11 protein-coding genes and 1 pseudogene are annotated in these 13859 nt (G+C 74.8%); 6 read left to right on the top strand and 6 right to left on the bottom strand.

The genetic code is table 11. The features are described 5' to 3' along the window. Positions 1–281: 281 nt before the first annotated feature. Entirely contained in the window at positions 282–2009 is a 1728-nt protein-coding gene (gene polX, locus ABZY91_RS20045) for a DNA polymerase/3'-5' exonuclease PolX (protein ID WP_355404044.1), read from the bottom strand. Between the two features lie 337 nt (positions 2010–2346). On the opposite strand from polX, the gene ABZY91_RS20040 reads away from it, so the two are divergent. The 3 genes from ABZY91_RS20040 to ABZY91_RS20030 all read left to right on the top strand — a co-directional run bounded on the left by ABZY91_RS20040 (position 2347) and on the right by ABZY91_RS20030 (position 5396). Continuing rightward, positions 2347–3171, top strand: a complete 825-nt coding sequence (locus ABZY91_RS20040) for a hypothetical protein (RefSeq protein ID WP_329877862.1) — start codon at positions 2347–2349, stop codon at positions 3169–3171. A 117-nt stretch (positions 3172–3288) separates the two neighbouring features. Continuing rightward, positions 3289–3918 carry a helix-turn-helix domain-containing protein gene (locus ABZY91_RS20035; RefSeq protein ID WP_355404042.1) on the top strand — a complete coding sequence of 210 codons (630 nt, stop codon included), beginning with the start codon at positions 3289–3291 and terminating at the stop codon, positions 3916–3918. Next, positions 3915–5396: an MFS transporter gene (locus ABZY91_RS20030; protein WP_355404040.1), complete on the top strand. Its 1482-nt coding sequence runs from the start codon at positions 3915–3917 to the stop codon at positions 5394–5396. The genes ABZY91_RS20035 and ABZY91_RS20030 overlap by 4 nt, the downstream gene beginning before the upstream one ends. A 132-nt stretch (positions 5397–5528) precedes the next feature. Here the strand turns inward: ABZY91_RS20030 and ABZY91_RS20025 are convergent, their stop codons facing one another. Both ABZY91_RS20025 and ABZY91_RS20020 read right to left on the bottom strand, forming a co-directional pair. Further along, positions 5529–6191 (bottom strand): DUF6629 family protein, encoded by a 663-nt coding sequence (locus ABZY91_RS20025; RefSeq protein ID WP_355404038.1) that lies wholly within the window; start codon positions 6189–6191, stop codon positions 5529–5531. A 393-nt stretch (positions 6192–6584) separates the two neighbouring features. Next, a pseudogene (locus tag ABZY91_RS20020) lies at positions 6585–7424 on the bottom strand (DMT family transporter); the annotation flags it as partial. Positions 7425–7709: 285 nt separating this feature from the next. On the opposite strand from ABZY91_RS20020, the gene ABZY91_RS20015 reads away from it, so the two are divergent. Further along, positions 7710–7973: a dsRBD fold-containing protein gene (locus ABZY91_RS20015; protein WP_329877854.1), complete on the top strand. Its 264-nt coding sequence runs from the start codon at positions 7710–7712 to the stop codon at positions 7971–7973. 280 nt (positions 7974–8253) lie between these two features. Here ABZY91_RS20015 and ABZY91_RS20010 read toward each other — a convergent pair whose 3' ends face one another. After that, entirely contained in the window at positions 8254–9831 is a 1578-nt protein-coding gene (locus ABZY91_RS20010) for an MFS transporter (protein WP_355404035.1), read from the bottom strand. A gap of 108 nt (positions 9832–9939) precedes the next feature. Between ABZY91_RS20010 and ABZY91_RS20005 the strand changes: the two genes are divergently transcribed. After that, a complete protein-coding gene (locus ABZY91_RS20005; protein ID WP_355404033.1) occupies positions 9940–10794 on the top strand; it encodes a helix-turn-helix domain-containing protein in 855 nt (284 codons plus the stop codon). Positions 10795–10817: 23 nt separating this feature from the next. Here the strand turns inward: ABZY91_RS20005 and ABZY91_RS20000 are convergent, their stop codons facing one another. After that, on the bottom strand, positions 10818–11708 hold the full coding sequence (locus tag ABZY91_RS20000) for an alpha/beta hydrolase (RefSeq protein ID WP_355404031.1): 891 nt from the start codon (positions 11706–11708) through the stop codon (positions 10818–10820). Positions 11709–11823: 115 nt separating this feature from the next. On the opposite strand from ABZY91_RS20000, the gene ABZY91_RS19995 reads away from it, so the two are divergent. After that, positions 11824–12258, top strand: a complete 435-nt coding sequence (locus ABZY91_RS19995; RefSeq protein ID WP_355404067.1) for a MarR family transcriptional regulator — start codon at positions 11824–11826, stop codon at positions 12256–12258. Between the two features lie 386 nt (positions 12259–12644). Here the strand turns inward: ABZY91_RS19995 and ABZY91_RS19990 are convergent, their stop codons facing one another. Next, complete coding sequence (locus ABZY91_RS19990; RefSeq protein ID WP_355404029.1) at positions 12645–13637, bottom strand: hypothetical protein; 993 nt, start codon at positions 13635–13637, stop codon at positions 12645–12647. Positions 13638–13859: the final 222 nt, after the last annotated feature.

Below are 13859 nucleotides of genomic sequence, written 5' to 3'. Positions count from 1 at the left end.
TGCGAGGCGGGGGTGGCCTCCGGACGTCGCGTCCTCCGGCCGTACAGTTCGATCGTCGACCGAGGTACCAGCGGCAGACCCTGATCCGTCTCGATCTGTCGCCACTGCCTCCTGCGGTCGAACTCCCTCAGCTACCTCGCAGGTTCACCACCATCATGCTCCTCGCCGGGCCGGTGCACCAGGGGTTCGGTGGATAGATTCTCCCAAATCGGATATTCGGGGTGATGCGGGAGAGGGGAGAGTGCCCGGGGCCGGCGGTCACGCCCCCTCCGGGCGGACGCTCACCGCAGTGCGTCCTTGCGCAGGAACCGCTTCAGCCGCTGCCAGGGCCAGGTGTTGATCACGTCCTCGGTGGTCAGCCAGGCCCGCTGGGCGGTGCCGATCCCGTACCGGGGGTAGGCCAGGTGCGGGGTGGCGTGCGCGTCACTGTCGATCGAGAACTTCACCCCGTGGCGCCGGGCGCGCAGGACGTCCTCGTCGCGCAGGTCGAGGCGTTGGGGAGAGCTGTTGATCTCGATGGCGGTGCCGGTCCGGGCCGCGGCCGCGAACACGGCGTCCAGGTCGACGTCGATCGGGCCGCGCCGGCCGATCCGCCGGGTGGTGAGGTGGCCGATGACGTGGACGTGGGGGTTCTCGCAGGCGCGGACGAGGCGACGGGTCTGGGCCGCCCGGTCCGCCCCGAAGTGCGAGTGCACCGAGGCCACACAGACGTCGAAACCGGCCAGGAAGTCGGCCGGCCAGTCCACGCCGCCGTCGGGGCCGATGTTCAGTTCGGTGCCGTGCAGGAGCCGCATCCGCCGGTGCCGGCCCGCCAGTGCGCGCAGTCGCTCGCGCTGCGCGAGCATCTTCTCGTCGGTCATCCGCTGCATCACCAGGTCGGGCGCGTGGTCGGTGACGGCGAAGTAGGAGTAGCCGCGCGCCGCGGCCGCGTCGATCATCTCCTCCAGGCCGGCCAGCCCGTCGGTGAGGTCGGTGTGGGTGTGCAGGTCGCCCCGGAGGTCGGCCTCGGAAACCAGGTCCGGCAGTTCGCCGCGCAGGGCGGCCTCGATCTCGCCCCGGTCCTCGCGCAGCGGCGGCGCGATCCACGGCAGGCCGAGCGCCCCGTAGACCTCCTCCTCGGTCGCCGAGGCGATCTTCTCCCCGCTCTCGGCGTCGAACAGTCCGTACTCGGACAGCTTCCGGCCGGCCCGGACGGCGATCGTCCGCAGCCTGATGTTGTGGGCCTTGGAACCGGTGAAGTACACCAGCGCCGCGCCCCAGTCCTCCTCGGGCACCACGCGCAGGTCGACCTGGAGACCGTCGGTGGTGCGGATCGAGGTCTTTGTCGGACCGCCGGCGATCACGTCGGCCACCTGGGGGAGCCCGGTGAGCGCGGCCATCAGCGGTGCCGAGTCCTCCGCGGTGGCCAGCACGTCGATGTCGCCGACGGTCTCGCGCATGCGTCGCAGCGAGCCGGCGTACGCGCAACGGGTGCAGCCGGGGACGGCCGCGAGCGCGGCGACGATCTGTTCGGCCTGTGCGGTGGCGACGTCCAGCAGCGCCCGTCCGCCCGACTGCCGCATCAGCTCGATGCCGTGCAGGATCTTCTCGCCGCTCCGCTCGCCGAAGCCCGCCACCTCGCTCAGCCGGTCGGCGCGGACCGCCTCGGCGAGCTCGTCGACGGACGCGATGCCGAGGTCCCGGTAGAGCGCGAGGGCGCGCTTGGGGCCCACGTTGGGGACGGACATCATCGCGCGGACCCCGGTCGGGATCTCGGCCCGCAGCGACTCCAGCGCCTCGATCCGGCCGGTGGAGAGGTACCCGGCGATCTTCTCGGCGGTGGACTTGCCGACGCCGGGGATCTGTTGGAGGCCCTTGACGTCGAGTCCGGCGATGTCGTCGGGGTGGCCGCCGACCGCCCGGGCGGCCTTCTCGTAGGCGCGGGCGCGGAAGGCGTCCCCGCCGGTGATCGAGATCAGGTCGGCGTACTCCTGGAGCAGCTCCCTGACCTGGTCGTTGAGCCGGGCCATGCGGCCAGTCTAGGGTCGGCGGGCGGATCGGGCGGATCGGGCGGATCGGGCGGATCGGGCGGATCGGGCGGGCCGGGGGTGGAGGGTGTCCGTGTTCGGGGTGGGGGGCGTGCGGGGCTTGCGGAGGGTGGTTGCGCGCGCCGGGTAAGTGCGCCCCCGCCGGTCGGCGGGTGTCGACTCCTCCGGTCGGCGGGGTGGGCGGGTCGGCCTGGGGCCGGGGGCCGGATTGTCACCCGGGCGGCGCTGGCGCAGGCTGGTCGCAGGACCGGGGAGACGGTCCGCACCGGCTCGCCGGGGATTCCGCGGAGACGGTCCGCGAGGTACGAGGGGCGGGGCGATGGCAAGCGGGAAGCTCTGGGACTACGTGGCGTCGGGTGCCCGGGCGCTGGGCGGGTTGGGTCCGCTCGGACGGTCCGGCGGACTGGCGGGTTCGTGGCTGGTCAAGAGCGCGGGCGGGGTCGGTCGACCGGGCTCGACGGCCGGGTTCGGTGCGTCGCCGGCCGGTGGCGGCGGGCTCGGCGGCCCGCTCCGGGCGGGCTCGGGCGGGATGGTCGGACCCCAGGCGTTGTCGCGACCCGAACTGGAACGGTTGCGGTGGACCGACCGGGCCGGCGGCTGCGTGCCGGACGCGCGGCACGTCCAGGTGGCCGACGTGGTGCGCAGGGTGCTGCGCGGCGGCGGCCGGTCGGCGTCGGTGTCGGTGCGGATACCGGTCGGCCTGCCGGTGGTGGTGGCGGACGCCCGTCGTCTGGAGGCGGCGCTGGCCGGGCTGGTCGACCACGCCGTCCGGCGCAATCCGCCCGGGGTCAGGGTGCTGGTCCGGATCGATCCGGTGCCCGGTCCGGGCGGTCCGGGCGGGCTCGGGTTCCCCGGCTTCCCGGGGTCCCCGGAGGTGCCCGCGGGTGAGCTGGCCCGGGTGGAGCTCAGGGTCGTGGACCAGGGGCCGTCGGAGCTCCCCGAGGCCCGGCACTGGCTGCCGGCCGGGGTCCGGGCCGCCGAACCCGGAGGCCCGGCGGACGGGCGCGAACCCGGCGGGGCGGGCGACGCGGCCGGGCCCTCGGTGCCCGCGCTGGTCCGGGCCGCGGGGGGACGGCTGGGCGTGGAGCAGACGCCCGGTGGAGGGGTCACGGTGGTGCTCGTGCTGACGGTCGCCGGGGACTGACGGCGGGCCGTCGGGGGCGGTGCCGGCGCGCCGCGCAGGCCCTTCCACCATAGAACCGCAAACAGTTCTTCGCAAAAACCCTTTGCGAAGAACTGTTTGCGGTTCTATGGTGTTGCCATGACCGATGACCGCAGATGGCCGCACAGCCCGGATCCCCAGACCGATGTCGTGCTCGACGCCAAGGGTCTGCGTGCCCTGGCCCACCCGGTGCGCGTGCAACTGATCGGGCTGCTCCGCAAGCACGGCCCGTCCACCGCCACCCGGCTCGCCGGGCAGCTGGGGCTGAACTCGGGGGCGACCAGTTACCACCTCCGCCAGCTCGCGGCGTCCGGGTTCGTCGCGGAGGACACCGAACGCGGCAACGCCCGCGAGCGGTGGTGGAAGGCGGTCCACCAGGTCACCTGGTGGACGGACACGAACCTCGCCGACGAGGACCCGGAGGCGGCGCTCGGCTACCTGAGGTCGATCGTCGCGGCGCACACCGTCACCGCACAGACGGCGCTCAACGCGTACGAGACCATGCCGAGCGACTGGCGGCACGCCCTGGACCTCAGCGACTCGGTGCTCCAGCTCAGCCCGGAGGAGGCCCGCGAACTGGCGGCGGAGCTGACGGAGGTGGTCGCGCGCTACCGGCGGGCCGATCCGGCCTCGGCGGGACCGGAGGGCACCGAGCGAGTGGCGGTGGTCGTCCAGGTGCTCCCCGACCCGGTGGCGGCGGCACCTGGGGAACTGGAGGAACGATCATGACCGCGCGGAGTACGGACGCTCCCGCCGTCGGTGCCGTCGGTGCCGTCGGTGCCGTCGGGGCTGCCGATGCCGCAGCCGCGCCGCGCAGCCTCCGGCCGCTGGTCGGTGTGCTGGCGGCGATGGCGGTCTCCCTGACCGGGACGCGGGTCTCGGCCATCGCCCTGCCCTGGTTCGTGCTCGCCACCACCGGCAGCGCGACCATGACCGGCCTGGTCGCTTTCGTCGAGCTGACGCCGTACGTGCTGGTCAAGGCCCTCACCGGGCCCGTGGTCGACCGGCTCGGCCCGCGTGTCGTCTCCTGGACGGCGGACGCGGTGAGCGCCGTCGTGGCCGGTCTGGTGCCACTGCTGCACGGCCTCGACCTGCTGCCGTTCTGGCTGCTGCTGGTCATGGTCGGGGTGATCGGTGCGGCCCGCGGCCCGGGGGACCTGGCCAAGGAGGTCATGGTCCCCGAGGCGGCCGACCGGGGCCGCGTCCCGATGGAGCGGGCCACCGGGCTGTCCGGGGTCACGGAGCGGTTGGCCTCCACGGCCGGCCCGGCGGTGGGCGGAGCTCTCGTCGCGCTGCTCGGCCCGATGACCGGCCTCACCGTCAACGCGGTCGCCTTCGCGCTGGGCTCGCTGGTCATCGCACTCGCGCTGCCACCGGGCATGGGCCGGGCCGTCGCCGCGCACGCCGCCGCTGCCCTGCCACTCACCGAGGCCGCGCCGTCGTCCGAGCCCGCGCCGGGACACCGGGCCGGGCGCGTGGACGAGCGCGTGGACGAGCCCGGGGCGCCGCCGCCGATCGGCTACTGGCGGATGTTCCGGGAGGGGTTCACCTTCCTCCGGGGCGACCCGCTGCTGCTGACGATCATCGTGATGGTCGCGGTGACGAACCTGCTGGACGCCGCGTTCATGACGGTCCTGGTCCCGGTCTGGGCCCAGGAGTCCGGGGGCGGTCCGGCCGCCATCGGTCTGACGGGAAGCGTCTGGGGGATCGCGGCGGTCGGGGGCAGCCTGATCGCGGCAGCCGTCGCCCACCGGCTGCCGCGTCAGACGGTGTTCTTCACCGGCTTCCTGCTCTGCGGTGCCCCGCGGTTCCTGGTCCTGGCCCTGGGGGCACCTATGGGTGTCGTCCTCGCCGTCTTCGCGGTGAGCGGCTTCGGCTCCGGATTCCTCAATCCGATCCTCGGCGCCGTCCAGTTCGAACGTGTACCGCGCCACCTGCTCGGCCGGGTCAACGCCCTCGGCGACTCGTTGGCCTGGGCCGGCATCCCGTTGGGCGGTCTCATCGCCGGCTCGGCCGTGGCCCTGGTCGGGCTCGTACCCGTGCTGCTCGTGTGCGGCGGTCTGTACTTCGCCACCACCACGCTCTCCGGCCTGCGCCCGGAGTGGCGCGAGATGGACCGCAAACGAGGCTGCGGACCTGAGGCGGTCGCCGACACGGGCAGCACTCCGGCAGAACGGCCTGCGGTCACCACCGGGGTCGGGGCCTGACCCGGACGGCCACGCAGGCGGGTCGGGCCGGGGCAGGTCAGGATAGGTCGATCCCGTCGGGGCCGCCGTCGGCGGGGGCCGCAGATCCAGGGGCGGCCCGCGGTCGGCCCGCCGACCGGCAACCGGTTCCTGTCACACCCCGACGGTGGGGGGCCGGCCAGGTGAAGCCGTCCAGTGGAGGAGGAGAAGCGAGGCGAGAGCGGCCAGGGCACACCAGGTGGAGACGAACGCCAGCCGCCAGAGCAGGGCGCAGACCACCGCGCCGACACCGGTGAGCAGACCGAGGAGGCGGAGCGAACGGTCACCGCTGAGGAGGAGCGCGCCGACGGTGGCAAGGAGGTAGCCGAGGAGGAGGAGAGCCGGGTACGGGACGCCGACGCCGTAGGCGAGGGTGTGGGTGTGCTCGGTCACGGTCACCGGCCGGACGGCGACGGCGAGGGCCAACGGGACGGCCACGAGGATGCCGAGGAGGGCGACGGCGGTGAGCAGCCTGCGACGGGTCGGTCCGCCGTCGGTCGCGCAGCGGACCCCGACGGGGACCATGACGGGGAGCAGCGGCAGGGCGATCACCGCCCAGACCGTGCCCGCCCAGCGGGCCGTCCCGGCGGGTAGGTCGCCGTCGGCGCCGAGCCAGACCGCGGCCTCGATCAGTTGGTGCACGCCGAGGACCAGGGGGAGTGCGGCCAGCACGAGCCGTTCAGGTCGTCCGGCGCGGTGGGCCCGGACCAGGCAGAGAACGCCGACGGCCGAAACCGCGCCGCCGACCACCAGGTCCGCCCGGGCGCTCCAGCACATGTGCCGTGCTCCGGCGGCCGGTCAGCGGGCGTCCGGGAGCGGGCCGGCTCCGTCTGCGCCGTCGTCGCGGTCGTCGTTGCGGCCGCTCGTGTCGTTGCCCGCCATGTCGCTCCCCTGCGCCCTGTTCCGCTTCGTCCCGGCCCGCTTCGGTCCGTTCTCCTTCCCACCCTTGCCCATGTCGCCCCGGTTCGTCCCGTTCGTGGCGTCCGTCCTGTTCGTGTCGCCGGGGTCCCGGCCGGCGGTTGCTGCGCCGCCCGGGCCCTCGCGGGGTTCCTCGTCCGGGCCCTCGCGAGGTTCCTCGTCCGGGTCCTCGCGGGGTTCCTCGCCGGACTCGGCTCCGGGTTCGTCCGTGGGCTTCTCCCCGGAGCCCTTCGAGTCCTTGCCGACGGCACCGGGCATCGCGGGGTGGCGGCCGATCACCACCACCCCGGTCACGATGGCCAGCAGCCCGGCGACCTCCCACGCCAGGGCGCCCGGGGTGACCCGGAGCCGGTCGCCGAGGAAGCCGACCGCGCAGGCGATTCCGGCGATCGGCTGGGCAGCGGTCAGCGCCGGGAGCGACATGCGCAGCGGCGCGGCCTCGAAGGCGCTCTGGACCAGTAGCAGCCCGACCACGCCCGCCGCCACCACCGCGTACGGCTGCCAGCTGCCCAGCACCGCGTCCAGGCCCTGGCGGTCGAGGCGCTGGGTGGTGGTCCGGGTGAGTGCGTCCTGGAGCCCGTAGAGCAGGCCGGCCGCCAGGGCGAGGAGGGTCGCCTCCTCGAACAACGGCATCCGGCGGGCCGTCGACACGAGCAGCAGCGTCAGGCCGACGACCGTCCCGACCACCAGCCAGTGCCGAAGTTCGCTCGCCGGCGGGCCGCCGCCGGTCGGGCGGCCGGCCACGATGAACGCCGTCACCCCGGCGGCCAGCAACAGCACACCAGCCCAGCCCGAGCGGCCGAGCGACTGCTTGGTCAGGACCCGGGAGAGGGCCATGGCGAAGACGAGGTTGGTGGCGAGCAGCGGTTCGACGAGCGAGACCTCGCCCTGGTTGAGGGCGAGGGCGGAGAGGATCAGCCCGCAGACCATGAAGCCGGTGCCGAGCAGCCACTCGCGCATCCGCAGCAGGTCCAGCAGCAGGCGCCAGCGGAGCAGGTCGGCACGCGGGGCCCGCTGCGCGGCGTGCTGCTGGAGGACGAAACCGAGGCCCAGACAGCAGGCGGCGCTGAGTGCCAGGACGAAGACCGCCACGAAGGGACCACCCGAAGGTCGTTGCCCGCGCCGCACCGCCGGTCCTCCGGAAGAAGGGGGGCGTCCGCACGGAATGGCTCCCCGGCGTCCCGCGGTTCTGGCGCGCTGTCGTCAGCCTACCGCCGGGGCCCGGCGCCGACCCCCGGAGCTGCGCCGGGCGCGGGGCGCGGTGTCCGCTTGCCGCCGCCGTGGTGGCGGGCGCACGCTGGTGTGAGCGGACGCCACGGGCCACTGCCCGTGCCGGTCCGGGCAGGCGGGACGGGGGCCGGCGCCAGGAGGTGTGGCATGCACAACCAGTGGGATGTGGAGCTGAGCTTCGAGGAGGACGGCGTCCACACGGGATGCAACGCGCGGCTGACCGGGGCGCGAGCGCCGGGCCTCACCGCGCACGGGGAAGCGCTGAAGAGTGTGGAGGACCGACCGCTCGCCCGGATCGGCGAGGAGGTCGCGGCCTCGCGCGCCCTGGAGGCGCTGTCCCGCAAGCTGCGGGCCCAGGCCACCGGGGAGATCGAGGACGAGGGGCACCGGCCGGGGTACCTGATCTACTGACGCGGCCGTTCGACGAATGCGCCGGCCGCCCGTCCCACGGACGCCCGGCGGGACGTTCGTACGACTGGGTGCCTGAACGCTCGGGCCCTGACTGGCCGGGCCCCTGACTGGCCGGCCCCTGAGCGCTCGGCCCCTGAGTGCTCGGCCCCCGGCCGCCGGGGCCCCGACCCGCGGCCGGTCCGGAGCCCGGCCCGGCCGTGTCCGGAGCGCCACCGGTCCCGTTCCGACCCTCCGGTTCGGAACGGGACCGGTCTCCGCCGGGCCGCGCCCTCCGGTTCCGTCAGCGCGGCCGGGCCGGCTGCGGCCCGGAGGCCGCCTTGCGGGCGGGCACGAACAGCACCGAGATCAGTGCCGCCACGCCGAGCAGGGCGGCGGTGACCACGAAAGCCCGGTCGTAGCCGGCCGCCAGCGCGGCCAGGGGGGTGTCGCCGTCCTCCGCGGCCCGGCGGGTGGCGGACACCGCGAGGGTCGACAGGACGGCGAGGCCGATGCTCCCGCCGCACTGGCGTCCGGCGTTGAGCAGTCCGCTGACCAGGCCGGCTTCCCGCGGGTCGACGCCGGAGGTGCCCATCGCGGTGTTGGAGACCATGCAGATGCCGACGCCGACGCTGGCCACGAGGGAGGGGCCGACGAAGGCGGTGAGGTAGCCGGAGTCCACGCCGAGTCCGGCGAACCAGAGCATGCCGAGGCCCCCGAGCAGCAGGCCGCCGGTGAGGGTGGCCCGTCCACCGAAGCGGGCGGTGAGCCGGCCCGCGATCATGCTGCCCGCCGCCGTTCCGGCGCAGAACGGCAGGAACGCGGCTCCGGCCGCGAGCGGGCCGTAGTGCAGGACGTTCTGCAGGTGCAGCGAGCAGAAGTAGAAGCCGACCAGCATGGCCGCTCCGAGCAGCGTGACGACCGTGCTCGCCACCCAGGCCGTACGGGCCCGGAGCACGCCCAGCCGGACGATCGGCGCCTGTGCGAACCGGGATTCCCAGAACAGGAAGGCGAGGCCGAGCAGAACGGCGGCGGCGATCGTGCCGAGGGTGCGGGCCGAGCCCCACGGGTGCCGGTCGGTCTCCATCAGCCCGTAGACCAGGGCGGTCATCGCACCGGTGCCGAGGACCGCGCCGAGTACGTCCGGGCGGCCGGCGCGCGGTGGGCGGAAGGCCGGCACCGAGCGTGCTGCCAGGGCGACGCCGACCAGCACGATCGGGGCGTTGACGAAGAACACCCAGCGCCAGTCGAGCAGGTCGGTGAGTACCCCGCCCAGCAGCACGCCGAGCGCGCTGCCACCGGCGGTCACCATCGACCAGATGCCCAGCGCCCTGGCCCGGGCCGGTCCCTCGGCGAAGGTCACCATGATCAGGGTGAGGCCGATCGGGGCCAGTACCGCGGCCGCGACGCCCTGTCCGGCGCGGGCGGCGACCAGCTGGGTGGGCGTCTGGGCGAACCCGCCGAGCACCGAGGCGATCCCGAACAGCACCAGGCCGGAGAGCACCGCGCGGCGGTGCCCGACCAGGTCGGCGATCCGGCCGCCGAGCAGCAGCAGCCCGCCGAACGCCAGCGCGTAGGCGTTGACCACCCAGGGCAGCGCGCTGTCGACGAAGCCGAGGGCCTCGCTCATGGCGGGAAGCGCGATGTTCACGATGCTGGCGTCGAGCGTGACCATCAGCTGACAGAGGCAGACGGTGGCGAGGACGAGGCCCGGCCTGGCGTGCCGGGCGTGCTCCCCGTGCGGGGCACGCGGGGTGGGCGGCGACTCCGGGGCGGACTCCGGGGCGGGGTCCTGGGCGTGGACCGGCGTCGGGCCGGGTGACGTCCCGGGTGACGCCCCGGGAGTGGCCCGGGACGGGGTGGGTGGCGCGGCTTCGGGCATGACGACCTCCGATGCGAACGTTGTTCGCGTAAGGTAAGCCTTACTCGATGTCGAGTGCAAACGACCCGGTGGAGGAGCGGGTTGGCGGAGCCATGGCAGGATGGCGGAGTGTCAGAAGAGACCAGTCGGCCGGGCGCCGGCGGACGTGAGGCGGACGCCGTGCGCGAGGCCGCACCGGAGGCCGCGCCCGCGACTGCCCCGGAGAACGCGCCGGAGACCGCACCCGAGGTCCCGCGCCGGGCGGGTTCGGGGACCGCACCCGCCGCCGCGGTGCAGGGGGCCGGCGAGGTGGCGGGGGAGGTCGCGGGGGAGCGCGGCCGGTACGGGCGCAAGCGCCCGCGCCCCGGTCTGACCACCGCCGGCGTGGTCGCCGCCGGGCGCCGGGTGATCGAGCGCGACGGGATCGACGCGCTCACCATGCGCGCCGTGGCCACCGAGCTCGGCACCGCGCCCGCCTCCCTCTACCGGCACGTGACCGACCGTGAGGCGCTGCTGCTCGCCGTCCTGGAGGAGATCGCCGAGGGCCTGCCGGTCGGCGTGTCGGGTGCCGGCCCGGAGGCCCGGCTGCTGCGCCGGCTGGTCGACGCCCACGACTACATGGCCGGCCACGCCTGGGTGCTGCACATCCTGATCCGGGGCGAGCTGGTGGCCGAGAACGCGCTGCCCTTCAACGACGCCTGCCTCGCCGACCTGATGGCCGCCGGACTCCCGCCCGGGCGCGCGATGCCGGCGTTCCGTTCCTGCTGGCAGCTGGTCCTCGGCGAACTGCTCTCCGAGCACCCCGTCAGCCCGCCGCGGGAACCGAGCCAGCGCCGCGCCGCGTACGAGGGGGCGGACGCGACGCGGCTGCCGGCCCTCGGGCGGGTGCTGGCCGAGACGGGGTACGTCGGCGTGGGCGAGCGGTGCGGGGAGCTGGAGGTGGCGCTGGGGGCGCTGATCGCGGGGCTGGTGCGACGCGGGTAGCCCCGGGCCGCGAGGCCGCGCGGTCAGGGGCCGGTGGCGAGGAAGGCCGTGAGCCGCCGGTTCAGTTCGTCCGGCCGGGCGGTCAGCAGGGTGTGGTGGGACGTTCCGGGGAGGACCGCGACCGTGGCGGAACGGAGGCTCCGGCGGGCGCGTTCGGCCACCGCGGCGGCGTCGTGGGTCCGGCTCCGTTCGGCGAACAGGGCGAGGACGGGCGCGGTGAGCCCGCGCAGCTGGTCGGTGGTCGGGCGCGGGCCGGTGACCGGCCGGGCGGCGGGGAAGCCGGCGTACCCGAGTGCGTACAGCTCGCGCCAGGCCGGGTCGAGGGCGGTCCCGCCGCTCTCCCAGTCCAGGTAGGAGCGGGCCCTGGCGGCCGTGCGCGGGGGCGCGAGGAGGGGAAGGGCCCGCAGCAGGTAGCCGGGGCGGAAGCCGGCGAAGCACTGGGTGGGGTCGAGGAGGGCGAGGCGGCCGACCCGGCCGGGGGCGTGCAGGGCGTAACGGAGGGCGATCCACGCGCCGTAGGAGTGGCCGACGACGTCGGCGGCGGCCACGTCGAGCCCGTCGAGGACGGCGTCCAGCCAGCTCAGCAGGCCGGGGACGCCGCCGAGCGGCGAGCCGCCGAGGACGCTGCGGCCCGGGTCTCCGATCAGGTCGACGGCGAGGACCCGGTGGCCGGTCCCGGTGAGTGCGGCGACGCCGGCGGTCCAGCAGGTCGAGGTGGAGCCGCCGCCGTGCAACAGGACGAGGGGGCGGCCGTCGCGCGGGCCGCAGGCGTTGACGCGGGTGGCGCCGTGGGGCGTCCGGACGGTGAGCGCCTCGGCCGGGACGGGCCAGCGGGCGAGGGCCTCGTCGTAGGCGGTGAGGAAGGCGGCGTGGCCGGGTTCGACGGCCGGGTCGGCGGATGTGCGTGCGGACATGATCTCCCCCGGTGGATGATGGAGTCGCTCGCCGAGCATGTATCTCGCTCAGCGAGAGAATACGTCCGGGGGACCGCCAGGGAAAGGACACGGGGTGGAGCAATCTCGGCTGCCGATGGAGCTGGTCCATCTGTTGCGCGGACTGACCGTCGAACTCGACCTCTTCGGCGCCGAGTTCGCCGCGCGGCACGGGCTGCACCCGACCGACCTGCGGGCGCTGGTCCACCTGCTCGACGCCGCGCGGGCCGGTTCGGTGGTCACTCCCGGGCGGCTCGGTGAGGCGTTGCGGCTGAACTCGGCGGGGACGACCGGTCTGGTCGACCGTCTGGTGCGGCTCGGCCTGATCCGGCGCGAGCGCGATCCGGAGGACCGTCGCAAGGTCCGGCTGGTGGTGGAGGGCCGGGCGACGGAGCTCGGGCAGGCCTTCTTCGGCGGGCTCATCGCCGATCTGGTGACCGCGATGGGCGGCTTCGGGGAGGCGGAGCTGGCGGTGGCGCAGCGGTTCCTGACGGCGATGACCGATGTGGTGGCGACGGCCCGGGCCCGGTGACGCCGGCCTGCCGGCGGCAACCGGTCGGTCGCGAGCACGACCCGGCGTGCCCGCGAGGGGGCTACGGATCCGCCGTGGCGGAGCGTACGGAGCTGCCGTGCGGACAGAGCCAGGCGCGTCGGTCGAGTCGGATGCAGGGGCGACCGGCGACATCGAGCGCGGATCCGTTGCACGTTGCCGGTCCGAACCCCCGGTCGGGTGCTCTGCGGACGAACGGCCCGCCGGTTCCCCGGCGGGCCGTTCGTCCACGGGTCGGGATCAGTAGATCCTGTTGGCGAAGGTCCTGAACGCCGCCTGCGTGCCCGACGGACCGGGGCGGGGCAGGGCGGTTCCGGACGGTCCGGACGGATGCGAGCCGACGAGGCCGTCGGCGGGGAGCGTCCCGGCTACGGCCGGAGCCCGGCGAACTCGTCCAGGACCGCCACCCGCAGCTCGTGCGCGCCGTCCGGCCGGGTCTGCTCGTAGTACAGGTACCAGCGCCCCCGGGCGGCGACCACGTCGGCGTAGCGGACGTCCAGCCAGGGCCCGTCGGTGGTCAGCCGGTGCCACTCCCGCAGGTCGGTGGAGACGGCGAGGCCGCAGCGCTCCTCGTAGTTGCCGGCGGCGTCGGCCGAGCCGTCGTAGAGCGCGAGCCAGCCGCCCCGCCCGTCCGGGAGGACGGCGGTGATCCGGGCCTCGTAGGCGTCCCAGGCGCCGGGCGGGCCGACGTCCAGGACCTCGGCGGCCCGGCCGGGAGGGGCGGTGAACCGCAGTCCGTCGGGCGAGTCGGCGCGCGCGGTCGGCTGGACGGTGAGGCCGGTGGTGTGGATGTCGGCGTCGGCGTGGGCGAGCTCCTGCTCCTCGGCGGTGAAGGCGCGGGTGCGCGAGACGGTGCTGAACATCTCTACCGTGCCGTCGAGTTCGAGCAGGTAGGGGTCCTTGACGCCCTCGGTGCCGGTGCCGGCGGCGGTGAGGACCGGGGTGCGGGTGGCGAGGTCGAAGGAGTCCGGCGTGCCGGCCCGGACGGCGTCGATCCGCCAGCGGTTGTCGGCCGGGTCGACGTAGCTGAGGTGGAGCAGGTAGCCGTCGTCGCGGGGGAGCAGGGCGAAGCGCTCCATCGACGGCGAGTCCAGCTCGGCGCGCTCGACCGACCAGACGTCGTGGAACTCGACGCCGTCCCTGCTCTCGGCCACCGCGCAGCGCCAGCCCCGGTCCTGGCCGTCGGTGCCGCGCGGGCGGCGCTCGCGGTAGGTGAGCAGGAAGCGGTCGCGGTCGGCCTCGTAGCGGATGCCCGGGCAGCCGGCCCAGTAACCGGGCAGGGGGCGCTCGGGTGCGCGGACGAGGACGGAGTCGCTGAGGTCGGGCGGGGCGGGCAGGGTGCGCGGGGCGGTGGTCGGCATGGCTGGCGGTCGTCCTCACGGAAGGCGGCGGGGTGCTTCGGCAGTTTCTATCAGATCGATAGAAAGTTTCGAGAAGGTGTCCCGAGGTGGGCGGCATGTCGCTGGTCAGCACGGGGCTCCTTCTGCCTGCCGGGCTTCTGTGAAGCCTGTGTTTCCCCCTGTGGCGATCGGGCAACGCAGGTCGGCCTGGTCTTGACCATCACCGGAAGATCGGGAAAGACT

The sequence above is a fragment of the Kitasatospora sp. NPDC002965 genome (assembly GCF_040611255.1).
Lineage (GTDB): Bacteria > Actinomycetota > Actinomycetes > Streptomycetales > Streptomycetaceae > Kitasatospora.
The sequence above is the reverse complement of the archived record's forward strand: the minus strand, read 5'-3'. Positions and strand labels throughout refer to the sequence as shown.